This is a genomic window from Pantoea eucalypti (assembly GCF_009646115.1).
Classification (GTDB): Bacteria; Pseudomonadota; Gammaproteobacteria; order Enterobacterales; family Enterobacteriaceae; genus Pantoea; species Pantoea eucalypti.
In genome coordinates this window covers 3,050,102-3,073,114 of record NZ_CP045720.1, presented here as the reverse complement: position 1 = coordinate 3,073,114, position 23,013 = coordinate 3,050,102, and the positions used below count along the sequence as shown (strand labels likewise).

Here is a 23,013-nt window from a genome sequence, read left to right as displayed (position 1 = left end):
CACAATGTCTGGATACTTAAAAGTGCCAACCACACGCGAAAACGGAACCGTTCAATGCTTAAGATTTATAACACCCTGAGTCGACAGAAAGAGGAATTCAAACCCATTCATGCCGGTAAAATCGGGATGTATGTTTGCGGCATCACGGTGTATGACCTCTGTCACATTGGTCATGGGCGGACGTTCGTGGCATTTGACGTCGTGGCGCGCTACCTGCGTTACCTCGGTTATCAGCTTAATTATGTCCGTAACATCACTGACATTGATGACAAAATCATCAAACGCGCCAACGAAAACGGCGAGAGCATCGAAACCCTGACCAACCGCATGATCGGCGAGATGCACAATGACTTCGCTGCGCTGGGGATCCTGCCGCCCGATGAGGAGCCGCGCGCGACCCGTCACATCGCTGAGATTATCGAGCTGGTGGAAAAGCTGATTGCTCGCGGTCACGCCTATGTAGCGGACAATGGCGACGTGATGTTCGATGTGCTCAGCGATACCGATTACGGCGCGCTGTCGCGTCAGGATCTGGAGCAACTGCAGGCGGGCGCACGCGTTGAAGTGGCCGATGTGAAGCGCAACCCGATGGATTTCGTGCTGTGGAAAATGTCCAAAGCGGATGAGCCAGCCTGGTCATCGCCGTGGGGCAACGGCCGTCCTGGCTGGCACATTGAGTGTTCTGCGATGAACTGCAAACAACTGGGTACGCATTTCGATATCCATGGCGGCGGTTCAGACCTGATGTTCCCGCACCATGAAAACGAAATCGCTCAGTCGAGCTGCGCCCATGACGGCCCTTACGTCAATTACTGGATGCACTCCGGCATGGTGATGGTTGACCGTGAGAAGATGTCCAAATCACTCGGCAACTTCTTTACCGTGCGTGACGTGCTGCAACATTACGATGCGGAAACAGTGCGTTACTTCCTGATGTCCGGTCACTATCGCAGCCAGCTTAATTACGGCGAAGATAACCTGAATCAGGCGCGTGCGGCGCTGGAGCGTCTCTACACGGCGCTGCGCCACACCGACAGCAGCGTGCCTGCAAGCGGCGGCGACGCGTTTGAAGCGCGTTTCCGCAGCGCGATGGATGATGATTTCAACACCCCGGAAGCCTACTCGGTGCTGTTCGACATGGCGCGTGAAGTCAACCGTCTGAAAAGTGAAGATGGTGCTTCAGCACATGCGCTGGCGTCTAAACTGCGCGAAATGGCTAACGTGCTGGGTATCCTGCAGCAGGATCCTGAGCTGTTCCTGCAAAGCGGCGCGCAGGTGAATGACGAAGAAGTTGCCGAGATTGAGCATTGGGTGAAGGCTCGTGCCGATGCACGCGCTGCCAAAGCCTGGGCAGAAGCGGATATCGCGCGTGACAAACTTAACGCGCTGGGTGTCATCGTCGAAGATGGGCCACAAGGGTCCAGCTGGCGTCGAAAATAAACCGGAGAGGGCGAGCAATCGCCCTTTTTTATTATGGCGATTGAACAGATTCAGATCCGCGGCTTCCGCTCAATACGGAACCTGGCGCTATCGCTTCAGCAGCTGAATGTGGTGAGCGGTCCCAACGGCTGCGGTAAATCCAACCTTTATAAAGCGGTGCGGTTGCTGCATGAGGCTGCCAGCGGTCGTCTGGCGCTGGCGCTGGCTGAAGAAGGCGGCATCCAGAAAGCGATGTGGGCAGGCGGTTTGCGCCGGGGCGATCGCCGACACGATCCAAAGCGACTGGAGCTGGCGGTGGTAATGGATGACATGGATTACCAGCTGGAGATTGGTTTTCCCGAGCCACTGTCGACCAGCCTGTTCAATCTGGATCCGCTGGTGAAGCAGGAACGGCTCTGGCTCAGCGGCCAGCGACGTCGTCCTTCTGCCTGCATCATGCAGCGCGAAAACCAGACCGCCTTTCTGCACAACGTTGAAGGTGAGCGCGTCGCCTATCCGGCGGTGTTGCATCCGGAGGAGTCGCTGTTTGGTCAGCTTGGCGAACCCCATCTTTATCCGGAGCTTTCGCAACTGCGCGAACGTCTGCAGCAGTGGCGCTTCTACCACGAGTTCGCGGTCTGGCCCGGCTCACCGATTCGTGCGCCGCAGATTGGCGTGCGTGCGCCGGTGCTCGCTCATGATGGCCGCAATCTGGCAGCGGCCTGGGCGACCATCGTGGAGCGTGGTCATTCAGAACTGTTGTTTGAGGTTATGGCGCAGGCGTTTCCCGACTGCCAGTTTGACGTCGAGGTGCAGAACGGCCGTTTTCAGATGCTGATGTCCCGTCATGGCATTCTGCGTCCGCTGGAGAGCGCGGAGTTTTCTGATGGCACGTTGCGGTTTCTTTGTCTGGTTGTGGCGCTGCTCAGCCCGCGTCCACCCGCCTTTATGGCACTGAATGAACCGGAAAACAGTCTGCATGAGGATTTGTTGCCTGCGCTGGCGCGGTTAATCGCCGAAGCCAGCGAGTACAGTCAGCTCTGGATCACCAGCCATTCACCCCGACTCGCAACGCTGATTGCGCAGCATACGGCGGTGAATCATATTGCACTGGAGCAACGGGAAGGGGAGACGCGTGTGAAGGAGGATGAACTGCTGTAATAGCGTCCCCGCAGGGACGCTCCGGAATTACTCGACCACAGTGATGCGGAAACCGGCAAATTCCACGGTCTGACCGGCTACGATCTTGCAGCGCTTACGGGTTTCAACCGCGCCATTCACCTTCACTTCACCCTCGGCAATCACGACTTTCGCCTGTGCACCGCTCTGAACCCAGCCTTCCAGCTTTAACAGGTCACACAGATCGACATGCGGGAATTTACCCAGTGAAAAACTTGTCATTTAAAAAACCTCTTTATCATGAAACTCTTCGCACGCCTGCAGCGTGTTTTGAATCAATGTTGCTACTGTCATTGGACCCACACCGCCTGGCACCGGGGTAATGTAAGATGCGCGCGCTGATGCGCTGTCATAGTCAACGTCGCCTACGACTTTGCCGCTCTCCAGACGGTTAATGCCCACGTCGATAACGATGGCACCGGGTTTGATCCAGTCGCCCGGAATAAAGCCTGGCTTGCCCACAGCAACGACCAGCAGATCGGCGTGCTCAATGTGATGACGCAGATCTTTGGTAAAGCGATGGGTAACCGTTGTCGTACAGCCCGCGAGCAAGAGCTCCATGCTCATCGGACGACCAACGATGTTGGATGCCCCGACCACCACAGCGTTCAGGCCATAAGTGTCAATGTTGTAGCGCTCCAGCAGCGTGACGATACCGCGTGGCGTGCAGGGACGCAGGGTTGGTGCACGCTGACACAGGCGGCCGACGTTATAAGGGTGGAACCCATCGACATCTTTGTCAGGCGTAATCCGCTCCAGCACTTTCACGTTATCGATGCCCGCTGGCAGCGGCAGCTGTACCAGAATGCCATCGATTTCATCATCCTGATTGAGCTTATCGATCAGCTCCAGCAGCTCAGCCTCGCGGGTGGTGGCAGGCAGATCGTAAGAGCGGGAGTGGAAACCAACCTCTTCACAGGCGCGGCGTTTGCTGGCCACATAGATCTGCGAAGCCGGATTTTCACCCACCAGAACCACTGCCAGACCTGGGGCACGTTTTCCGGCCGCCAGACGCTGCTTCACTTTTTCCGCAACCTCAACGCGCACCTGCTGCGCAATCGTTTTACCGTCAATAATTTTTGCTGCCATCAGAGAGGAAATCCACTGTGTTGTGTTGAATCGGGGAAGGGCGCTATTTTGTCAGAAGCGTGGGCTGCTGTCAGTTACAGTTTCAGCCGTGTATGCGCTTTCCGATGTTTTCGTCGCGACGATGCCAGCCTGCATGCGTATGATATCTGCAGGACAATCCGGGGACGATGTAATGATTTGGATAATGCTTGCGACTCTGGCGGTGGTATTTGTTGCTGGATTTCAGCTGCTCACCGCGGGCTCACGCCACGCCGCCCAGCGGCTCAGCAAACGACTGCAGCTGCCACCGGTACAGGTGGAATCAATGATCTCTATGATGGGAAAAGAGGCCGCGAAAGAGTTTACCGACTATCTCAGCCACGATAATGAAACGCATCTGCATAATGGCGCAGCGGTACTGCTGATCTGGCAGGTGTTGATTGTTGATGGCAGCGAGGAGAACAGCCAGCGCTGGCATACGATTCTCAGTCGCGCCGGTTTTTCACCGCTTATCAGCCGCCAGCAGCTGCTACTCGCGCTGGGCTTTCTGCGCCAGCTGGAACCGGACAGTCAGGAACTGCACGCACTTCGTGAGCAATACAACGCGCGCTTCACATCACAAGGGATTGAGCTGGAAGGAGAATTGACCGGCAGCAGTAAACTCGTGTCGCTCAGCGAATGGCGCAGTCGTCACTGACGCCAATTGGTTATTCCCGCAGCACTTCGCTGCGGGGAAACGGCAAAAACGTTGACGTACCCGCTTCCCGACGTATAATCCGTGCCATCTCCATGCGCCCTTAGCTCAGTTGGATAGAGCACCGGCCTTCTAAGCCGTAGGTCACAGGTTCGAATCCTGTAGGGCGTACCAAATTCTCTCCTATTTTTTGCATACTGAGACTCTTTTTTCTCTATTGTCAGTTTGATACCTCAACATTTTACTCTTATTTATGTTCAAAAAACGAATTGCCCGCATTACTCGCATGGCTGTTTGGATAGGTTAGTATTTTTCTGTGCTTACGATCTGCTTATTGTGCATGCTGTTTTTTGCATATAGCATTTTAATATCATGCGCAATTGCATGGATATGATGTTCAGGCAGAGCCTTCTGAGGTGAGGAAACGTTGATACCAGTGCTGGCCAGGTAAGCAGGTTGGTTAGCATGTGTCTCGTTCACTGTGCTATATTTCGCACGTATCGCAACGTTATTCAGGATGAATCAGATGAACGAATTTGAGCAAGAACTCTATAATAACGGCTTCTCTGCTAAAGATATCGGTAAGCTCAAGAGCATCATTAAAAAAGACGAATCAAAAAAAGATACACTACAAAGCCTCGTTATTGATTTGAGTAAACGCTTCTGGGGCGGTGTCATTGCTCTTGTTATTTTGCTACTGATTGGACTGGATGGCATTTTCAATGCGGATGCTTCAAATGCCATTCCATATATTATTGTTCTGACGTTTGCATTTCTTGTGGTCTATTTTGTGACTCCTCTGAACCTCTCCTGGAAAGCTAACAGGTTTATCAGAAAAACCAGAGGTTAGTTTTGTGCAGGGCTATTTTGCATTTGGTATAGGTTCAAACCTACTCCAGCCCCCTTATAGGCTGCTCCAGCGCCTTTTAAGGCAAGTGCTGGTTTACTCATAACCTGAACCTTGCGGTAATAGTCTGTTGGCAGATATTTGTATAGCCGCCATGCTTCTGGCTTTAAAGTCAGTTTGAAAATGCCATAGTATGATGTTGTCAAATCAACTACCTGATAGGCTAACAAGCCGAGTCGCTTATCAAAACCAAAAAAATCTGCAACATCTTCATATTTATCTCTTATTGGGTTCGATGGGTGAGGCACACCGCTGAGTTTTCCTATGCTCTCAATCCCTGATCCCACTCCATTCATCACCAGGGTCGAACCCGCTACAACACCTAAAATATTACCTGTAGTGACAGAACCTACAATCAGACCGACACCAGCCACGATTTGCAAGCCACTTAACACCACGCCGATCCCATTGATGACATATCCAATGACCTTTTCATGGTCATGATAAAACTGCACGGAAGACGATACGACAGCTTCACCGGTCCTAAGCATTCTGTCCTGAATCTTGAGATGCTGACTTTCCTGCTTAAGATTCTGAATGCACTCCTGACACTGATCGTCAGAATTTGAAGTACGAATGGTATGGATCTGTAAACGAGCGAACTCGCGCACCTCCTCCTGGAATTTCAGTTTTACAAGAGCATCCTTGAGGTGAAATTGAGAAAGTGAAGTAGCTATGTTAACTAAATGATTAGCTTCAAGATTTGCCATCGTCAGAAAGTAGTTTGAGAGTCTTTTTGTGTCCCAGTAGTTGTCCATAACAGTACCTCTGTAAAAACGTGGTCTCACTAAACGTGATTTTCAGATCCTAAAATAGCTGGAGCTGTATGGGAGCACAAATTGAGGTGTGCAAGTTTTGCAATGCTGAGCAATTTATCGATGATTGACCTGCTGACCTGCTGACCTGCTGACCTGCTGACCTGCTGACCTGCTGACCTGCTGACCATGAATAGTGATGTATTCATAAGTCACTGGAGAAGATCCTTTGGAGAAGTATTTTTCCTGCACACCAATCTTCAGTATTCTCCGCGAGACAGAAGCCGGTGTTTTGGCCCGGGAGCTCTGCCACAGGCTGTATACCGGAAGTCTCATCAGCTGCTAACCGTACTCAGGATTTCGGTCAACACACCATCAATATGTAGCCTGCATAAATTTATAAGGCAGAAGCTATTATAATCAGGGGTTAAAACTATTTTTTAAAATATACGAATATTTTTTAAGGTGATTTTGTTCATTTTTATTCAGGAGCTGGCTGTAAAAATAACATATTCTTTTCATGTTGTATGATTTTCAATTCTTTGTTGCTGGTCATTTTTTCTGTGTAATCTGATTATACATGCTCGAAAGCTGTTCTTCAGTGAGTGATGCGCCAACCTTTATTTAACATTAATTTAAAGTTGGTTCATTTTTGATTGTGTCTTTGTTTAAGGTTCCTGAACTTAAAGGTGGTGTCAGGAAAAAAATTTAGTTACATTAGTTTCGCATTAACGAGATGATGAATGAAATTACATAATATGGATCCGGCTGGTAATAATGATTTTTTGGGTGGATGGCTGGTTTTTTATTAGGGCGTTTAAAGGAAGGTAATAAGCAGGTGATTTTTTTAATTATTCCTTTTATTCTTGCTCGCAGTGTGAAATTGCTTCGCTTAATACGATAGGTGAAGGTTTTGACGTTAACATGCTTTTTCAGGGCGAAGTGAGCTATTAAAGTTATCTGTTTAATTTTATCCTCTGGCTTGCGGGCATGATAAATGTCAGAGAACTAATACATGCTGGGACACCCACTGCAGTGGAACCAAATGTCCTCTTCAGGAATCTGATCATGTTAATAAACCAGAGCAAAGTGACAGCGAGGATTATGAACGTCAACACTGAGCGTGGGTAAAATTCAAAAGCGAGGTTAATACGCCGAATTCAACTTATTTGAGATGTCACCAAATTCCATTGTCTTTTCTATGGGGCTGTTTTTAGCTTGCTACCGATTTTGCTGGTGAACTGAGCGGATTTTTTAAATATTAAAAATCTAATTTTCTCTTGAGATCTTAATGTCTGTGAGTTTAATTCATGTCAGAAACCCAAAGTAAACTGGGCAAGGCCCGGCCGCCACGCGTGCATATTACCTATGACGTTGAAGTTGGTGGCGCGGAAACCCAGAAAGAGTTGCCACTGGTTATTGGTGTGATGGGCGAATTTTCGGATGAAAAAAAGCCCCTTCGTGAGCGACGCTTTGTTCAGATTGATAAAGACAATTTTAATGAAGTGATGCAGGGCATGAAGCCTGAAATCGAAATGCTGGTTGATAATGAACTGAATAATGACGATGGAAAGCTGTCGGTCGCACTGCGTTTCAATTCTATTGAGGATTTCGCTCCTGAAAATATAGCTCTACAGGTGGAGCCTCTGAAAAAACTACTTGAGCTGCGGGAGCAACTGAGTGATTTACGCAACCGTACAGCCAGTAATGATCGCCTGAAAGAACAACTGGCGGAACTGCTGGCCAATCAGCCTTCAGAAACGAAAGTTGATAATGTGGGAGAAGAGGCAGAATGAGTGCTGAGGAAATGCAGGCTGCAGTCACAGAGGCGGTCAGTGCCGATTACCTTGATCAGATAATTGACAATACCCAGGCTATCAGGCGTGAGTCTGATCGCAGCAAGCTGAGGTCTCAGCTTGACAGTTTCCTCAGTGAGGTGGCAACAGGCGCTGTTGTTGTAAGTAATGACCTGGTGGGTAGCATTGAGGAGCGCATCACAGTCATTGATGCCCTTCTTTCGGCGCAGATCAGCAAAATCATGCAGGCGCCAGCGTTTCAGAAAATGGAATCTTCGTGGCGGGGTCTGCAGAAGCTGGTTCAGAGCAGCGTTACGGAAAACACGAAAGTCCGGGTGTTGAATTGTACCAAAAAAGAGCTGATCCGCGATTTTAAATCTGCCTCTGATTTTGACCAGTCAGTCCTGTTCAAAAGCGTCTATGAGAGCGAATACGGCACTTTTGGTGGAGAGCCGTACTCCGCATTTGTGGGCGATTTTGAATTCGACGCCATGCCGGAAGATTTATATCTGCTGGAGCAGATTTCTCATGTTGCGGCGGCGGCTCACGCCCCTTTCCTCACGGCAGCGGATGCCGGCATGTTTGGTATGAATAACTTTCAGGAGATGCCGCGTCCCCGGGATCTCGGCAAGCTTTTTGACACGTCAGACTATATCCGCTGGCGTTCTTTCCGACAGAGCGACGACGCCCGCTACGTTGGACTCACACTTCCCCGGGTTATAGGTCGCCTGCCTTATGGTGCCAAAACAACACCAGTAGAGATGTTCAATTTCGAAGAGAAAATCGACGAGAGCCGTGAGGGAGCCAGCTATCTGTGGATCAATGCCGCCTATGAACTGGCCGGCCGAATGATTTCTGCTTTTGAAGATCATGGATGGTGTGCGGCTATTCGCGGTGTTGAAGGTGGTGGTCTGGTGAAGTCGATGCCGGTGTATAACTACATTTCGCATACCGGCGAGAAGGTATTGCAGTGTCCAACGGAAGTGGCTATCTCCGACCGCCGTGAAAAAGAGTTAGCAGACCTCGGGTTCATTCCTCTGGTGTACTGCAAAGGAACGGATTATGCCGCCTTTTTCGCTGTGCAGTCGGCAAATAAACCGCGGAAATATGACTCCAACCTTGCAAACGCGAATGCGCGGTTATCAAACCAGCTGCAGTACATTATGACCACATCAAGGTTTGCTCATTACCTTAAATCGATTGTGCGGGATAAAGTCGGCAGTTTTATGTCCAGAACAGAATGTCAGAACTTCCTGCAAAACTGGATTAATCAATATGTGGTGGGCTCTGACAATGTCGGCCTGCATATTAAGGCCAGCCATCCGCTGCGCGAAGCCCGGATTGAGGTAGTGGATGTCCCGGGATGTCCCGGAAGCTATCGTGCCGTGGCCTATCTGAGGCCTCACTTCCAGCTTGAGGGACTGACGATGTCGCTTCGGCTTGTAGCTGAATTACCTGCATCGGCAGGCTGATAAAAAACGTATTATAACCAGGAGAAGATATGTCCAGTGCAAGTAATCTATTTATGCAAATCGACGGTGTAAAAGGAATTGTAACTGATAAACAGTATAAACAGTGGATTGCTATCGGTCATGCATCAATGGGCGTGCATAGCCAGGCCAGTATTGATAATGGCAGTGGGCAACTGAATAGCAGCGGCGTGCATTTTGAAGATATTTCTATTGCGAAGGCGCTGGATGCCACATCAACCCAACTGGTTGATATGGTTGCGCAGGGAACCAACGTTAAAAAAGTGATTATTGCGCTGAACGTCAAAACTGACAATAAAGATAATGAAATTTGCCGCTGGGAATTTGAGAATTGCATTTTTACCAGCCATAACATCAGCCTGCATAATTCAAACGGTATACCTGATGAGCAGCTTGCCATGGTATTTGGCTCGGTTAAGTTCCAGACCAGTATGATTACGTCTGAAGGTTCAACCAGTAAACAGGGTCCTGTTGGCTGGAATCAAGTCACTAATACCAAACTTTAAGTTAAGCGGCAGCGCGCTTTATAGCGTGCTGCTTATGGGAACATTATGCTTTTACAGCTGCTGTCTGATGATAATCCTGTCGCCCAGGATGAAATCCCGGAAATTATTTCGGATGACGGGGTGCTCGCAGCGGAGCTATTGATGCTGCTCTCATCCAGGCCTCGGCACTACCACGTTTCAGACATGCCTGAAATATGTCAGTCGGTCATTAACTACGGTATCAGCGATGTGTTTCCGGGAGGGATATCCAGAAGTGATAGAAATATTATTCTTGAATCCCGCATTTTACATGCGCTTCAGCTTTTCGAACCGCGTTTAAAAGACGTCATGGTGTCCGCCGGAAACGAAAGTTATGGATGCAGTTCCTTTATTATTGAGGCTGAAAAAAATAATGCTCCCATCCGTTTTTATCTGGAATGGGATGACGTCCTCAGCCATTTCTCATTACGTTAACAGTGGTTTCTGACATGCTGTCAAAGAAGTTGCTTTCTTATTATCAGAATGAGTTGAGCTATCTCAGAAAATACGGAAAACGGTTTTCCCGTCATTTTCCGAAGGTTGCCCGACGTCTTGGCATGTCAGATGGACTGTCCGAGGATCCGCACGTTGAGCGGATCATCGAGTCTTTTGCACTTGTTACTGCGCAAATTCAGCAGCGTCTGGATGAGGATATGCCTGAAGTAACCGAAGCTCTGCTGACCGTTCTGGCTCCTCAGTTTCTCCGGCCGTACCCGTCGGTATGTATTGTACAGATGCAGCCTGACAAAAGAATCAGCGGACTGACCACTGGCTGTGAGGTTGAGGCCGGGACAATGCTCTATACCCGACAATCAGAGGAGCATGTCTGCCATTTCAGGACGCTTTACCCGGTCATTATGGAGCCCATGACGCTTGAGGAAACAAGTCTCAGGTTTGATAACAGCACTCTGCGCTGGCAACTGGAATTACGGCTTCAGGTCTGGCCGGGAGCAATCCTGAATTCACCCTCACTGCGCTTTTATCTTAATGGCAGCAGTCTGGCAGTGAATATACTTTACACACTGATAAATGATGAGATTGAAGCCTTTTCACTGGTTTGCGGAGAAAAGCATTATTTACTTTCTGAATCTGATATTCAGGTCGTGGGATTTAACCGTGCAGAGAGTATTCTCGAATGCGATCCCCGTATATCACCGGTCTATGCTCTGCTTCAGGATTATTTTTATTTCCCTCAGAAGTTCCATTTTATTGATTTCAGCCTGCCCGCAGGACTCACTGTGACATCGAATGAGGTCATGTTGTTCAGGCTGCGTTTTCGCCAGTGCGCGATGGTTGCAATGCTGGATAAAATTGCTTGCTCGGTTGACCGACATTTTTTCCGGCTGCACTGTACGCCGGCAGTAAACCTTTTTCCAATGCGCGCTGAACCTCTGGTTCCGCACGATGATACTGCGGAATATCCTGTGAGACCCGATATCCGTCATGGTGATGCTATAGGAATATGGTCAGTGAACCGCGTTTGTGCCACGCACAAAACGGGTAATGAAATCAGCACAAGGGATATCGCGCCGCTGTTTGGTCTGTCGCATTCCGTTACAGGGGGAGAGCAGGGGACATACTGGCAGTGTATGCAGCGTGAAACCGTTGATGAAAGTGGCCCTGCAAACCGCCTGTTTATTGCTTTTTCCGACCGCGGTGAAAAGCCTCTGACGCCGAAGAATGACTTGATTAATATAGAACTGACCTGCTATGACCGGGATATACCCTCCAGCATACGCAATGGTAATCCTGAAGGGGATTTCGAGTCGGATCTGGCAGTAGCGGGAGTGACCATTACGGCACTCACGCGGCCCACGCGAACCGTCTCTCAGCAGGTAAAACAGGCTTCACGCTGGCGGCTCATCTCGCATTTATCCCTCAATCATATGCTCATCAGCGGCGATAACGGGGTTCAGGTCCTTAAAGAAACATTTGCGCTATATAACATTAATGATAATCCCGCTATTCAGCAGCTGATCGGATTAATCAAACATGTCGTTGTAACACCTGTGACCGCTCGTCTGGTGAGCAACGATCCCCTGTCAATGGCGCGTGGGGTTGAGATCTGTGTGACTTTCCAAAGTTCCGCCGCAGAAGAACCTGAGTATTTTCTATTCTGTCGTTTTATTGAGCACTTTCTTTCGCTTTATGCACCAGTAAACAGCTTTTCACAGGTCGTAACCTGCATCGAATTTCATCAGGAAAGCCGGCGAGTGTGGCCTGTGCGGAGCGGGAGGCTGTCGTGGATTTAAGTACGATTTTCAGCCGATATAACTTTTTCCAGCAGGTTCGCCTGATGTTGCGGCGCCTGAAGGAACGACCTGAGAGTAACGGAACAAAATCGCTGACCAGTGATATCAGTTTTGTATCGCCTCTTTCACTTGACGCTCCAGCAGGCGAAGTGGGTCAAATTATCAGAACGGAAGAGGGAGTATGGCAGGTTGAGGTTCTGATGTATGGAATGACGGGTGCTCTGGGAGCACTACCCACGACGTATACAGAATGGATGCTGGAGCGCTATTACCGATACGGTGATAAAACGGCGAAAGCATTTATTGATATCTTTAATAACAGATTGCATGCCCTGCGTTATCTGGCCTGGCTTAAATATCACTATTACGCCTCGTATGAGTTGAACAGTCAACGCCCTCTCAGCGAGGCGTTGCTGGGGCTGGCTGGCGTCATGCAGTCTGCTCCTGCGCTTCAGAATGAAGCCTTCGCAGGTCTTTTTATGCACCCTGTGCGGTCAGCCCTGAACCTTGAAACATGGCTGGAAAACCTTTTTTCCGTTCCCGCCCGAGTGCGTTCTTTCACCGGAGGATGGCTGAAGGTTCCTTCTGAGCAGTGTTGTCATCTTGGTCATGTCAGGCTGACTCTGGGACAGGCCCCTATGCTGGGTCAGATGCGCAGAGACAGGGCTTCCGGCTTTACAGTGGAATTGGGCCCGTTGCCATTAAGTCATGCGCCACAGTATCTGCCTGGCGGAAAATTCTATGCCGACCTGTTAAAACGCATTCGCGAATATGTTGGTCCCGGACTGGCATTCTCGGTCGAAATAATTACAAAACATGATCGCCACGGCGTCCCGGGGGGATGTCTCGGTGTGGATCTTTGTCTCGGGCAGCCCGGACCAGGTTTTCATCGTGTTTATTTACCCGTGTGCCGTGAACAGGAATAAATAAATGTTATCAGGTCAGGAAAATCGCTTTATCCGTTTTGTCGGACAGTCTGCATCGTCTCTGGTTCTGTTGTCCCTGGAAGGTAAAGAACAGTTGTCTGCGCCGTACGACTTCACAATCCGCTTTCGTTCAACACTGACATCGTCAGAAACGGCGAGTTTGCTGGGTGAGGAACTTGCCTGCCATGTTGGTTCAGGACAGCGCTCGCGTTATGTGCAGGGGGTCGTAACAGAAATGGAAGAAGAAAGCGATGACAGGGGGATCTGTACCTGGCACGCACGGTTACAGCCTCGCCTGGCTCTGCTGAAAATGGGCCGTAATCTGTCCGTATATCAGAATATAACGGTACCCGACCTGGTGTGTCGTTTGTTACGCGGGAATAACATCACCGATATTGACCTGCGGTTACATGGCAGTTATGCACCGCATGAATACTGTATTCAATACCGTGAATCGGACTTTGATTTTATCAGCCGACTTCTTGAGCAGGAAGGAATTTACTATTTCTTCTGCCAGACCAAAGATCGACATACGCTTGTCCTGGCCGATCATCCATCCGGTCACTACCGTGCAATAACACCTGAGCTGGCCTATCAGCCTGAAGCGGGAAAGGGTGAGGATGGCGGCATTTCGAGCTGGTCATCCCGTGTAAGTCTGGCAGTGTCTTCTGTTCATTATAAAGCGTTCAGTTTCGAACAGGCGGCTACCGCAGAGGGCGAATGTCTGTGTAATAACCTGGAATACAGTGCTCAGGGGATCAGTTTCGTTGATGCGTATGACCTGAGTGACCGGGAGACGCTGCAAAGCGCTGCACGGCTGAAAATGGAGCAGCTTGAAGCGCAGACCCGCTATGCGCATGCCCGCATTCAGGCATGGTGGCTAAGTTGCGGCGAGACGTTCTGTCTCACGTCGCTGCCTGATCAGGCAGGCGAATATATTATGCATTCCCTGACATTTCAGGCTGTCAGCAACCTGGATGATGGTTTACCCGATTTTAAGTGTAACGCGTCAGTTTTTGATACCGCCAGAGTGTGGCGGCCTGAGTGTGTCACGCCCGTACCTGACATACCCGGAGTACTTACGGCGACTGTGGTCGGTCCTGCCTCTGAAGATGTGCATACGGATGAGTACGGCCGCATAAAAATACAGTTCCCCTGGGACAGCGAAAATAAGAATGATGACAGCAGTTCCTGCTGGGTCAGGGTATCTCAGCCCTGGAGCGGCGCGCGCTTCGGTGCCATGTTCATCCCCCGCATCGGCAGTGAGGTGGTGGTTAGTTTCCTGCTCGGCAATCCTGACAATCCGCTTGTTACCGGCACCGTCTCCAACGGCAGGAACCTTCCTTTGCTTAACCTGCCCGGTGAGAAAGAACAGGCGGGATTTGTATCAAGAAGTTCTCTCAATGGTTCAGTGGAAGAGGGGCATCAGCTCCGTTTTGACGACAAAAAAGGAGAAGAAAAGCTAACTCTCGTCGCCCAAAAAGATATGGATGTGGTGGTCAAAAATAATCTGACGACGGCCGTTACTTCTGCGGTTAAAGAGACCATCGGCTCTGATCGCTCCACGGAAATCACCAAAGGAAACGATGCGCTCATTCTGCATCAGGGAAATTGTAACCTGACCCTGGAACAGGGAGATTTTAACACCCTCCTTCAACAGGGAAACATGGCGCTGGGTCTGCAGCAGGGGAATTACAGCCTGAAAATTAATGGTCACCTGCAGCAAAATCTGAAAGACGGAAGCCATTCACTCAGCATATCCGGGGGAGGCAGCACAATAAAGGCAGATAAGCGCTGTGTTATCGAGTCAACCCAGGCGGTTGAGCTGAAAGTGGGCAGCAGCAAAATCTCCATTACCCCGGCCGGAATAACGCTGAGCGGCACCACCATCAAAATTGAAGGGACAGCCACGGCAGAACTGGGTGGTGCAATGGTCACGATCAAAGGAAGCGGCATGACCCAGGTCAAAGGTGGCGTGGTCATGATTGGCTGAGGATGACAAAAATGACTGTGTCTAAGATTTTATCCCCGGAAGGGGTTGCGAAGATTCGGGATTCGGCGTCCTGGCATGAAAACATGCATAGCCTGCTGACCGCTTTGCACTGGGAAGACGCGCTTGGGTACTGGGTAAACGCGTGTACGGCTGAGAAATTGATTGCCTGGCTGCTACCGCATTCAGTCAGCACGCTGCCGCCGGGTGAATCCACCCATGCATTTGAAGCCGATATCAGTAACTGGCTTAAAACCTACGAGGATAACTACCGCTGGCGTATTTTTCATCAGGCTGAATCGCTGGGTTTTTCCACACCTGCAGGTGCTCTTGGCCTGGCGATTTTCTGGACGGGAAGCCTGACGCAGCCGGAATATGAAGCTGTATATGCTGACGAACATCTTACGCCCCTGATGCTCTGTACCGTGTTGCGACTCCTGAGCATCAGGCTTGCCGGACCCGATACGCCGGATTTTGGAGCACGGCAACTCTATTCTCTTTGGCTTCCGGTGCAGGAGAACGAATGATGGGACAGCCAGCAGCACGAGTCGGCGATATGCATATCTGCCCGATGGTCACTCCGGGAGTGCCGCCAATTCCTCATGTGGGAGGGGCGGTATCAACGCCCGGTACACCCACGGTGCTGATAGGCGGCGTGCCTGCAGCGACAGTGGGATCGCTTGCCATCTGTGTGGGGCCACCAGACAGTTTAGTGGCGGGAAGTACCTGCGTATTCATTGGTGGTAAGCCAGCGGCGCGTATGGGGGACATCTGTGCCCATGGTGGAACGGTTGTCGCAGGTTGCGTCACAGTGCTGATTTCATGAAAGGGCATAGGGATGAAAATTGATTTAGACGAGCTTCTCTTGCCCCTGCCCGGAGGGCAGCCAGCGGGCAGATGCATGGAATATGAATCTGTATATGAAGAGATCCGTCAGGCGCGTGAGAGCGATCCGGACTTTCTGCCACAGGACGAATGGCGGACACCCCTGCGTAAAGCCGACTGGCCAAAAGTAATACGTCTTAGCGCATCAATACTGCGTGAAACCAGTAAAGACTTGCAGGTCGCCTGTTGGCTGGTTGAAGGGACCAGCCAGCAATACGGGATTGTCGGTATCAGGGAAGGCCTTGCTTTTCTGCATCGTTTTGTTGCCCGTTACTGGGACAGTGGCTGGCCCAGGAAAGACGATGACGATGGCCTGTTGATTAGTCATGCCATCGTCAGCCGGCTTGATCGGCAACTGTCTGATCTGATTATTCAGCTTCCTTTGCTCAGTCAGCCTGAAAGCACGCTCGAATACTGGCGGAAGGTACTGGCTTATGAACATCAGGCGTCAATGGCTCCGGGTGAACGCGGCAGCGAGGATTTTTCAGCCGAAACGTTTCACCTTTGGGCCTCCCGGCAGTCAGCGGAAAAGTTAGCACGACTGTCTGATGAATTGTTACTGCTGTCAGTATGTCTTGCAGATTTTGAAGCCACATATCAGACGCTGAATCCGCAAAAAGAAGGACCAGCACTAGGGCAGGCAGCTCAGGGAATTAAAGACCTGCAGGCATTTTCACAACGACTGGCCGGGTTAGTGACACCAACCAGCGAAGATGTCATGTCGCTTAATGTTCTCGCACGGAATGACGAACAGCCTGTGTTAAAAACCAATGAGCTGGCTTCAGGATCAGGCAATCAGCAAATGTCTCGCGATCTGGCGATCACCCAGATGTTAACGATTGCTCATTTTTTTCGTCAGTCTGAGCCCTCGAGTCCGGTTCCATTTTTAATGGAGCGAGCTGCCCGCTGGGCTGACATGACGCTGACGGAATGGCTGGAAGAGATGCTGAGTGATAACAACACTCTTCAGGATATTAATAACGTGCTAACGGGGCCAGGGAAGGAATGATTATAAAAGGGAAAAATCTGTGCTGTTTCAGCCTGATATGGATGTTGTCAGGTTGTGCGGGACATCAGAGCAGTTTGCAAAATTCAGCGAAACCAGATCTGTCAGCGCCGTTTTCAGCTGGAGCCATTAGCGTAACGCTAAATGCCAGGCCTGACCTGAATCTGGTCAACGGCATGGCCAACAGTTGCACTATTTTAGTGCTTCAGGCTGCAAAAGCCGAAACGCTTGAACAGATACTCATCAATCCTGTGAAAGTAAAGAGCCTGTTTGCGGGGGCAGGAGTCGGGACGGATGCGGCAAACGGCCACGCAGTTTTACAGATTGATCGTTACACCATGATGCCGGGACAGACAACCACGTTGCATGTCGACAGGGCAATGCACACGCGATACATGGCGCTGATTGCAGGGTACTACCCATTCCCGGGTAAACAGCACCAGATCCAGGAAGATATTCCTGTAAGGAAATACAAGACAGGATGGCTGAATCCCGTCTGGCATCGCGAACTTTCACCATTATCTCTGGCAATCACGCTGGGAAGTGAGGGAATTATCAGCACACAGAAAAACGTTCAGAAAAGCCAGGCTCCGGATGTCAGCCTGCCTGACATTGATCTGACTGAGACAAAAAATAGCGGAGCAGATAAACAATGAACGCTGAAGAACAACAGATCTATTGGCATTCTGGACTTTATCTGCAACCTCAACATTTACAGTCGCTCGATCTCCATTATGCATGGTTGCATGCCCGTCATCGGCAGCAGGCGCAACCTTATAACTACGGGATTAGTGAGATGTCTGTGAACAGGGCTGCTCTGAACGATTATGTCATGAGTGTTGATAGCATTAGTTTCTTTCTTCCGGGTGGAGATTATCTGACGTACCCCGGAAACTGTCGTATTCAAAAAAGAAACTTTCGTGATGCCTGGAAACTTCGCGATCATCCTTTAACGTTATGGCTGGCATTACCGCGGTTTGACGCTGCCCACTGTAATGTGACGTTGCCAGAAAAGGAAAACAGCCATGTGGTAACTCGCTGGCTGAGTATGGCAAACGCTCCTCTGATGAAAGACGTGCATGGTAGCGGTCCTGAAACTGAAGTAAACCGTATCTTATATAATGTTTTGTTGCTGACGAGCGAGGAAAAAGAGGCCGCAACCAACTGTGAATGCATCCCATTGGTAAGGTTGTGTCATGAGGGTGAGCAAGTGGTCTTTGATTCAATGTTTTCACCTCCTGCCGTTACGCTCTGTGGCAGCCCCTCACTGCATAAGCTCATTGAGAGCCTTGTGTTCGAAATCGGAGCCAGAACCCGGAAACTCGAAGAATATAAGCGTCCGGAACAGCTGGTCAGCCGTCAGGAACGGAGCGATCAGCTAATTCAACTGATGACTATGCGCTCTCTTAATCGCGCATTACCCGTGCTGAAAAATTACATGGCGGCTGCTCAGGTACATCCCTGGAGTATTTATAATTTACTGAGTCAGCTTGTCGGCGAACTTTCCTCATTCAGTGATTGTTGTAATTGTCTGGGAGAATGGAAAGGGGAGGAAAATATCGCCCTGTATTATGATCATGAAAAACTATTTGACTCATTTTATCGTCTGAGAACGACGTTAACTATGCTTATGAACAGCCTGGTGCTTGAAGACAGCACGTATATAAAGCTGAAAAATGAGAATGGCATATTTTGTGGAGAGATAACGAAAAATCAGGAACTGAAGAAAGGCGATGTTTTATTGTTATTACGTACTTCGGAAAAAATCCTGAGCCAAAGTGGTCAGTTCAGTGCGGCAGGCTTTAAGCTTGCCTCGGGTAATACGATTGACGGATTGATTCGACATGCTTTGCCAGGGGTAGCGCTCACCGCCTGCGAAAATCCACCTCGGGGAGTGCCTGTTCGCAACGATTATTATTATTTTCACATACACCACAATTCTGACCAGTGGCGTTCTGTAGCTGAAAATGGGGAGGTTGCGTTTTATTTTCCTGAAATGCCGGATGACCTGGAAGTGCAGCTGGTTTTTACGGGGGCAGAATGAATTCTCTGTTAAATCATTATCTACCTGTGTTCAGTATGGGAATAAAGTTCAGTCTGACGCCCGAGGATTATCCTGACTGTAATCATTTCAGAAATGAGTGCATTACATTGCTGGATAAGGCTATGCTGAACTCAGAATTATTATACAGCCTGCAGGACTGTGAGGATTCACATTTTGCGGTGATTGTATGGCTTGATGAAATGGTATTAAAAACGTCACCGGACTGGGTAAATGAATGGCGCACCAGCATGCTGCAAAGTCAAAGGTTCCGGACGGCGATCGGGGGCGAGGAATTTTACACCCGTCTTGATAGAATTGATTTAGTGAATAAGGACCTGAGGCAGGTTTACCTTTTTTGTTTGCTCATGGGTTTCCAGGGGAAGTATGCTCATAAGAGGAGCGATGAATTACAGTTGCGTATCAGTGATGAAAGGAAATGTCTTCCAGATGAATGGCAGTCCTGGCCCGGTGTTGCGAGAATTATAGCAACGGACGTCGAATTAAATTCGCGCCAGTCTTTTCAGAGGTTGCGTTTTTTTCATAACAAAACATCATTGTTTTTATTTGGTGCTATTTTTTATCTGACAACTCTTTCAGGACTGCATCTGTTAATCCGGAACTAATATGTTAAAAAAGATAATTCCCGTTATAATCTGGGCGGTTTTGCTGTGCATTCTTTTCATCTTTTGCCTTTTCCTGTCAGTATGGATGGAAATATCTCTTGTTTACGCCATTGTTTTATGGTTTTTTTTTATTTTTTCTGTTTGTCTGGTTAGTCTGCTTCGGAAATCGTTATCCGCCTTGCAAAAACAGGATTATTTTCAGAAGCTTTTTTCCCGCCATGTATTTTCCCGTACAGAACGGATCCTGTATACACACTGGAGATCGGGCGTACGTAGATTAAAAAAAGCCAAAAGAATAAATAAGGTCTATCCCTGGTTTTTTATTACCGCAGCAGGCAACAGTCATTCAACCCTGCTGTCGGGGTCAGAGATGATGCCAGCTTCGGGATGTCGGGAAAATCGGGAGATCACGCCAGCCCGAACCCTGCGGTGGTGGTTTTTCCAGCCACTGTCATTTCTGGAACTGCCCGGACTATTTTCTGAGTCCGGATGTGTGAAAAAAGTCTGGAAACGAACTGCGAGCTGGTTTCATGCGGCTCCGCCGCCGGCCGGCGTTGTCGTCTGCATTTCTGTTACCGAATTGCTGAATCTTCGCGATGAGCCGCCTGTCATCAGGGGGAGGCGTATACGTGCTTGCCTGGAGCCGTTGCTGAATAAAACCAGAAGACGTTTGCCGGTTTATGTCCTGGTGACAGAGTGTGAAAATATCCCGGGATTCAGCCGCTGGATAAGTGCGCTATCACCAGAACAACAGCACCAGCCTCTGGGATATTTCTGGCTCACGCCTCCCGCGATTGATAGCCGTGATCCCTCATTCCTCAGTCCCCTTTTCGATGCCATGAGAGAGGGGCTAAATAACGTGCGTATCAGCATGTTTTCCGGAGCAAAGCCTGATGCTGATACACTTTTTCTGCTGGACATGCCTGAGCAGATGCAGTCGCTTCAGCCTGTATTGCATCAATATATTGCGTCCATCTGTGGGGATGATGTCAGTTCAGACTCTACGGTCCCGGCATTAGGCGGGATCTGGTTTACGGCAACAGAACCTGTTAGCAACACATCAAATGAGAGAAAGAGTTATTTTACAGGAGAGTTGTTTTCCAGAACGCTGCCATTTATCAGTAGCAACAGCAAAATATTATACACATGCCCTGTCCGCGGCTTTTTGAGCCGCTGGGGAACGCTTTTTATCGCGAGCATAGTTACATTTCTGCTGTTGATTAGCGCGACAATGACCTTTCATGTTGTTGATACCGATAAAAGCAGTGATGTAATTAGCTCTCTTTCTCAGCTGGAATCGATTGATGCTGCTCTTCAGCATCCGGTCCGCTATTTACCTTTCATAAGTGTGCTTTATTCCCGCCAGGCCGAGATTGAGGATAGGATATTATCCTATTCGGTGATTCATTATCAGGATGATCGCGAGGTTATCAGCCGTTACCACCAGGATTTCAAACTGGCCGTTCCGGAAAAACAACGTGAACTCATCATGGAACTTGCTCGTGCTGTTGTGGCAAAAGAAAGCCTTCTGAACGGCAACGCACTGGCTTCGTCATCAGGAAAGTCACCGATATCTCCTGCCCTGACAATGATGACTAGCGATATTTCCCTGACTCCACGCCAGAGTTTGCTGCTCCAGCGTGCACTTTTGTTGCGTAATGGAGGAGAACAACAGATATCCCGTTTAAGACGTTTACTGGGTGAACTTGTCAGTGACGATCCACAGTGGCGATGGCTGCTGGCATCAACTCAGCAGATTTCGCCTGTACGTTCGGGAAGCTTTTTTCCAGGAAGTGGTGACAAAGTTAGCATTGATGGCATCTGGACAGCGGAGGGGACGCAACAAATTTACCGCTGGCTGAAAGAGATTCACTACGCAGCAGGTAAAAAAATAGACTTACCCGCCTTGGCACGGTTTGAACAACGCCTGCCTGCACTACGTCAGTCGGCCTGGATTAAGTTTATTATACAGCTGAACAGACTGCCTGTTTCGGATCTGAGTGAGCAACAGTGGTCTGATATCTTGCTCAATATTGCCCAGGGAAACAGTCCTGCAACAGGCCTTGCGCGTATGGTAAATCAGCAGCTTGCAGACATCAGTCATGCTGACGCTTCGCCCTGGCTGTTACAGCTGCGAAAGCTGGTTGAATTGCAGACGAACAGTGTTTCAGGAACGCTGGTTCGACAGTTCAGTCAGCGCAAGCAGGAGCTGTATTTTGTCTTCGGGGAGTGGCTTAAAAAGGGCAAGGGCGCTCAGGTTATTACTGACGCGGGCTTACAGGCACAGTCGTGGACGGATTGGCAGAGCAGTTTACATTCTGCCGTATCAGATGCACTTAATTCGCCATCAGATACTCCCTTGCTGACGTCAGGTCTGTTTGCCCCTGTTCAGGGAAACGAAAACAATCCACTTCCTGCACTGAGTAAGCGTTTCACAGCATTGCGTAAAAACCTGATCTCTGTGACGCCAGATGCCGGTGTTGACGCGGTCTGGACACTGTATGGGCAGGATAAAAAATTGATAATCGCTCATGCCATGCAACAGAGTGGATGCTGGTTACAGCATCAATGGCAAAGCACGGTGCTATGGCCACTGGAGCAGAACGCCAGGCGAATAGACTATCCGGCACAACAGGCTCTCGCACACCAATATATTTCCTCCTTTATGCGTGATTCAGCAAAACATGTTCTCGCTATCGGTAAGAACGGTGCTGAAGCAGGCAAATTTGAAGGCCAGCATATAAAGCTGAGCCAATCGTTTATCTCCCTGATAAACGCGGAACTCAATCCCGATGATTTGCTGCCCATGCCTGAGCGGGATAAAACCCGTAAGGATGACAAATTAGCCCTGCTCAGAGCCCAGCAGAAAAGTCTCGAAGATAAGCAGAAACAGCTGGAGAGCACGCCCAGAGAACTGAGCCTGCATAGCCTGCCAGCCACAGTACCTGGTGGTGCCGGGCTAATGCCTGTCGGCACTAAACTTACTCTTTTTTGTGACGATCAACGCTGGGTACTGAAGAGTATGAACTTCGATGAACAGGCGCTTTTCAGGTGGCGGCCGGGTCATTGCGGCCGGGTGGCACAGCTTATTCAGTTTCCCGGCTTCAGCCTTGAATATAACTACACAGGAGAGAGTGCCTGGCCAGATTTCCTCAACGATATAGCAGAAGGGCAGCACACTTATCAGGCGGAGGATTTTTCCGACCAGGCTGCATTATTGCGTGCGCAGGGTATTAAACAAATTATGGTTCGCTATCAGCCAGCCAGCCAGGCTGATGTTCAGGAGACCTGGCGGCAATGGCAGGCGCTTGAACACGCACTTGATGAGAATAATAGCGCGCAGCAAGCGTCTCTCATTCAATCCGGCGATGGACGCTTTTCTGAACCGCAGAAACACCTGCTTTCCCGCCTTCCTGCAAAAATTGCAAGTTGCCCCTGACCAGCTGTCGGATGAA

The 23,013-nt window shown here is 49.6% G+C and carries 22 protein-coding genes and 1 tRNA gene; 19 read left to right on the top strand and 4 right to left on the bottom strand.

Annotated features, from left to right (window positions below):
• The first annotated feature begins 54 nt into the window (after positions 1-54).
• Together cysS and EE896_RS14390 are read left to right on the top strand one after the other, a co-directional pair.
• Positions 55-1,440 carry a cysteine--tRNA ligase gene (gene cysS, locus EE896_RS14395; protein ID WP_008924928.1) on the top strand — a complete coding sequence of 462 codons (1,386 nt, stop codon included), beginning with the start codon at positions 55-57 and terminating at the stop codon, positions 1,438-1,440.
• Between the two features lie 33 nt (positions 1,441-1,473).
• Positions 1,474-2,580 (top strand): AAA family ATPase, encoded by a 1,107-nt coding sequence (locus EE896_RS14390; protein ID WP_140915999.1) that lies wholly within the window; start codon positions 1,474-1,476, stop codon positions 2,578-2,580.
• A 27-nt stretch (positions 2,581-2,607) separates the two neighbouring features.
• Here EE896_RS14390 and ybcJ read toward each other — a convergent pair whose 3' ends face one another.
• The gene (gene ybcJ / locus EE896_RS14385) at positions 2,608-2,820 is read right to left on the bottom strand and encodes a ribosome-associated protein YbcJ (protein WP_003849455.1); all 213 of its coding nucleotides are present in this window, start codon (positions 2,818-2,820) and stop codon (positions 2,608-2,610) included.
• Positions 2,821-3,687, bottom strand: a complete 867-nt coding sequence (gene folD / locus EE896_RS14380; RefSeq protein ID WP_003849457.1) for a bifunctional methylenetetrahydrofolate dehydrogenase/methenyltetrahydrofolate cyclohydrolase FolD — start codon at positions 3,685-3,687, stop codon at positions 2,821-2,823. It lies immediately after the preceding gene.
• A gap of 172 nt (positions 3,688-3,859) precedes the next feature.
• On the opposite strand from folD, the gene EE896_RS14375 reads away from it, so the two are divergent.
• From EE896_RS14375 to EE896_RS14365, 3 genes are all read left to right on the top strand, one after another.
• Positions 3,860-4,363, top strand: coding sequence for a DUF1198 family protein (locus EE896_RS14375; RefSeq protein ID WP_008924930.1), 504 nt, complete (start codon positions 3,860-3,862; stop codon positions 4,361-4,363).
• Positions 4,364-4,457: 94 nt separating this feature from the next.
• A tRNA-Arg gene (locus tag EE896_RS14370) sits at positions 4,458-4,534 on the top strand.
• 352 nt (positions 4,535-4,886) lie between these two features.
• Entirely contained in the window at positions 4,887-5,210 is a 324-nt protein-coding gene (locus EE896_RS14365) for a hypothetical protein (protein WP_008924965.1), read from the top strand.
• Here EE896_RS14365 and EE896_RS14360 read toward each other — a convergent pair.
• A complete protein-coding gene (locus EE896_RS14360) occupies positions 5,207-6,025 on the bottom strand; it encodes a DUF4225 domain-containing protein (RefSeq protein ID WP_140915998.1) in 819 nt (272 codons plus the stop codon). The two genes, EE896_RS14365 and EE896_RS14360, sit on opposite strands and share 4 nt — an antisense overlap.
• Positions 6,026-6,739: 714 nt before the next feature.
• Positions 6,740-6,919, bottom strand: coding sequence for a hypothetical protein (locus EE896_RS22890; RefSeq protein WP_420372167.1), 180 nt, complete (start codon positions 6,917-6,919; stop codon positions 6,740-6,742).
• A gap of 413 nt (positions 6,920-7,332) precedes the next feature.
• On the opposite strand from EE896_RS22890, the gene tssB reads away from it, so the two are divergent.
• From tssB to EE896_RS14285, 14 genes are read left to right on the top strand one after another with little or no spacing between them, the layout of a single operon-like run.
• Positions 7,333-7,818, top strand: a complete 486-nt coding sequence (gene tssB / locus EE896_RS14350) for a type VI secretion system contractile sheath small subunit (protein ID WP_003854105.1) — start codon at positions 7,333-7,335, stop codon at positions 7,816-7,818.
• Complete coding sequence (tssC, locus tag EE896_RS14345; protein WP_003854103.1) at positions 7,815-9,290, top strand: type VI secretion system contractile sheath large subunit; 1,476 nt, start codon at positions 7,815-7,817, stop codon at positions 9,288-9,290. Before tssB ends, tssC begins: the two co-directional genes overlap by 4 nt.
• Positions 9,291-9,319: 29 nt before the next feature.
• Complete coding sequence (locus EE896_RS14340) at positions 9,320-9,814, top strand: Hcp family type VI secretion system effector (RefSeq protein WP_008924967.1); 495 nt, start codon at positions 9,320-9,322, stop codon at positions 9,812-9,814.
• 45 nt (positions 9,815-9,859) lie between these two features.
• Positions 9,860-10,267, top strand: coding sequence for a GPW/gp25 family protein (locus tag EE896_RS14335; protein ID WP_140915997.1), 408 nt, complete (start codon positions 9,860-9,862; stop codon positions 10,265-10,267).
• A 14-nt stretch (positions 10,268-10,281) separates the two neighbouring features.
• Positions 10,282-12,084: a type VI secretion system baseplate subunit TssF gene (gene tssF, locus EE896_RS14330; RefSeq protein ID WP_039659122.1), complete on the top strand. Its 1,803-nt coding sequence runs from the start codon at positions 10,282-10,284 to the stop codon at positions 12,082-12,084.
• Positions 12,075-13,010 (top strand): type VI secretion system baseplate subunit TssG, encoded by a 936-nt coding sequence (tssG, locus tag EE896_RS14325; protein WP_008924969.1) that lies wholly within the window; start codon positions 12,075-12,077, stop codon positions 13,008-13,010. Before tssF ends, tssG begins: the two co-directional genes overlap by 10 nt.
• A 4-nt stretch (positions 13,011-13,014) precedes the next feature.
• Positions 13,015-15,003, top strand: a complete 1,989-nt coding sequence (locus EE896_RS14320; RefSeq protein ID WP_008924970.1) for a type VI secretion system Vgr family protein — start codon at positions 13,015-13,017, stop codon at positions 15,001-15,003.
• 11 nt (positions 15,004-15,014) lie between these two features.
• Positions 15,015-15,527: a DUF6931 family protein gene (locus EE896_RS14315; RefSeq protein WP_008924971.1), complete on the top strand. Its 513-nt coding sequence runs from the start codon at positions 15,015-15,017 to the stop codon at positions 15,525-15,527.
• Positions 15,527-15,826, top strand: a complete 300-nt coding sequence (locus EE896_RS14310; protein ID WP_181162220.1) for a PAAR domain-containing protein — start codon at positions 15,527-15,529, stop codon at positions 15,824-15,826. Before EE896_RS14315 ends, EE896_RS14310 begins: the two co-directional genes overlap by 1 nt.
• 12 nt (positions 15,827-15,838) lie before the next feature.
• Positions 15,839-16,894: a type VI secretion system protein TssA gene (tssA, locus tag EE896_RS14305; RefSeq protein WP_140915996.1), complete on the top strand. Its 1,056-nt coding sequence runs from the start codon at positions 15,839-15,841 to the stop codon at positions 16,892-16,894.
• Positions 16,891-17,547, top strand: a complete 657-nt coding sequence (locus EE896_RS14300; RefSeq protein ID WP_039659126.1) for a type VI secretion lipoprotein TssJ — start codon at positions 16,891-16,893, stop codon at positions 17,545-17,547. The genes tssA and EE896_RS14300 overlap by 4 nt, the downstream gene beginning before the upstream one ends.
• Positions 17,544-18,935, top strand: a complete 1,392-nt coding sequence (gene tssK / locus EE896_RS14295) for a type VI secretion system baseplate subunit TssK (RefSeq protein ID WP_008924975.1) — start codon at positions 17,544-17,546, stop codon at positions 18,933-18,935. The genes EE896_RS14300 and tssK overlap by 4 nt, the downstream gene beginning before the upstream one ends.
• A complete protein-coding gene (locus tag EE896_RS14290) occupies positions 18,932-19,558 on the top strand; it encodes a DotU family type IV/VI secretion system protein (RefSeq protein WP_008924976.1) in 627 nt (208 codons plus the stop codon). Before tssK ends, EE896_RS14290 begins: the two co-directional genes overlap by 4 nt.
• A gap of 1 nt (position 19,559) precedes the next feature.
• On the top strand, positions 19,560-22,997 hold the full coding sequence (locus EE896_RS14285; protein ID WP_140915995.1) for a type VI secretion system protein: 3,438 nt from the start codon (positions 19,560-19,562) through the stop codon (positions 22,995-22,997).
• The last annotated feature ends 16 nt before the right edge of the window (positions 22,998-23,013 follow it).

What these genes read in the sequence shown, in the direction of transcription:
- cysS (WP_008924928.1), top strand. Translation starts at nt 55, where the DNA reads ATGCTTAAGATTTATAACACCCTGAGTCGACAGAAAGAGGAATTCAAA.
- EE896_RS14390 (WP_140915999.1), top strand. Translation starts at nt 1,474, where the DNA reads ATGGCGATTGAACAGATTCAGATCCGCGGCTTCCGCTCAATACGGAAC.
- ybcJ (WP_003849455.1), bottom strand. Translation starts at nt 2,820, where the DNA reads ATGACAAGTTTTTCACTGGGTAAATTCCCGCATGTCGATCTGTGTGAC.
- folD (WP_003849457.1), bottom strand. Translation starts at nt 3,687, where the DNA reads ATGGCAGCAAAAATTATTGACGGTAAAACGATTGCGCAGCAGGTGCGC.
- EE896_RS14375 (WP_008924930.1), top strand. Translation starts at nt 3,860, where the DNA reads ATGATTTGGATAATGCTTGCGACTCTGGCGGTGGTATTTGTTGCTGGA.
- EE896_RS14365 (WP_008924965.1), top strand. Translation starts at nt 4,887, where the DNA reads ATGAACGAATTTGAGCAAGAACTCTATAATAACGGCTTCTCTGCTAAA.
- EE896_RS14360 (WP_140915998.1), bottom strand. Translation starts at nt 6,025, where the DNA reads ATGGACAACTACTGGGACACAAAAAGACTCTCAAACTACTTTCTGACG.
- tssB (WP_003854105.1), top strand. Translation starts at nt 7,333, where the DNA reads ATGTCAGAAACCCAAAGTAAACTGGGCAAGGCCCGGCCGCCACGCGTG.
- tssC (WP_003854103.1), top strand. Translation starts at nt 7,815, where the DNA reads ATGAGTGCTGAGGAAATGCAGGCTGCAGTCACAGAGGCGGTCAGTGCC.
- EE896_RS14340 (WP_008924967.1), top strand. Translation starts at nt 9,320, where the DNA reads ATGTCCAGTGCAAGTAATCTATTTATGCAAATCGACGGTGTAAAAGGA.
- EE896_RS14335 (WP_140915997.1), top strand. Translation starts at nt 9,860, where the DNA reads ATGCTTTTACAGCTGCTGTCTGATGATAATCCTGTCGCCCAGGATGAA.
- tssF (WP_039659122.1), top strand. Translation starts at nt 10,282, where the DNA reads ATGCTGTCAAAGAAGTTGCTTTCTTATTATCAGAATGAGTTGAGCTAT.
- EE896_RS14320 (WP_008924970.1), top strand. Translation starts at nt 13,015, where the DNA reads ATGTTATCAGGTCAGGAAAATCGCTTTATCCGTTTTGTCGGACAGTCT.
- EE896_RS14315 (WP_008924971.1), top strand. Translation starts at nt 15,015, where the DNA reads ATGACTGTGTCTAAGATTTTATCCCCGGAAGGGGTTGCGAAGATTCGG.
- EE896_RS14310 (WP_181162220.1), top strand. Translation starts at nt 15,527, where the DNA reads ATGGGACAGCCAGCAGCACGAGTCGGCGATATGCATATCTGCCCGATG.
- tssA (WP_140915996.1), top strand. Translation starts at nt 15,839, where the DNA reads ATGAAAATTGATTTAGACGAGCTTCTCTTGCCCCTGCCCGGAGGGCAG.
- EE896_RS14300 (WP_039659126.1), top strand. Translation starts at nt 16,891, where the DNA reads ATGATTATAAAAGGGAAAAATCTGTGCTGTTTCAGCCTGATATGGATG.
- tssK (WP_008924975.1), top strand. Translation starts at nt 17,544, where the DNA reads ATGAACGCTGAAGAACAACAGATCTATTGGCATTCTGGACTTTATCTG.
- EE896_RS14290 (WP_008924976.1), top strand. Translation starts at nt 18,932, where the DNA reads ATGAATTCTCTGTTAAATCATTATCTACCTGTGTTCAGTATGGGAATA.
- EE896_RS14285 (WP_140915995.1), top strand. Translation starts at nt 19,560, where the DNA reads ATGTTAAAAAAGATAATTCCCGTTATAATCTGGGCGGTTTTGCTGTGC.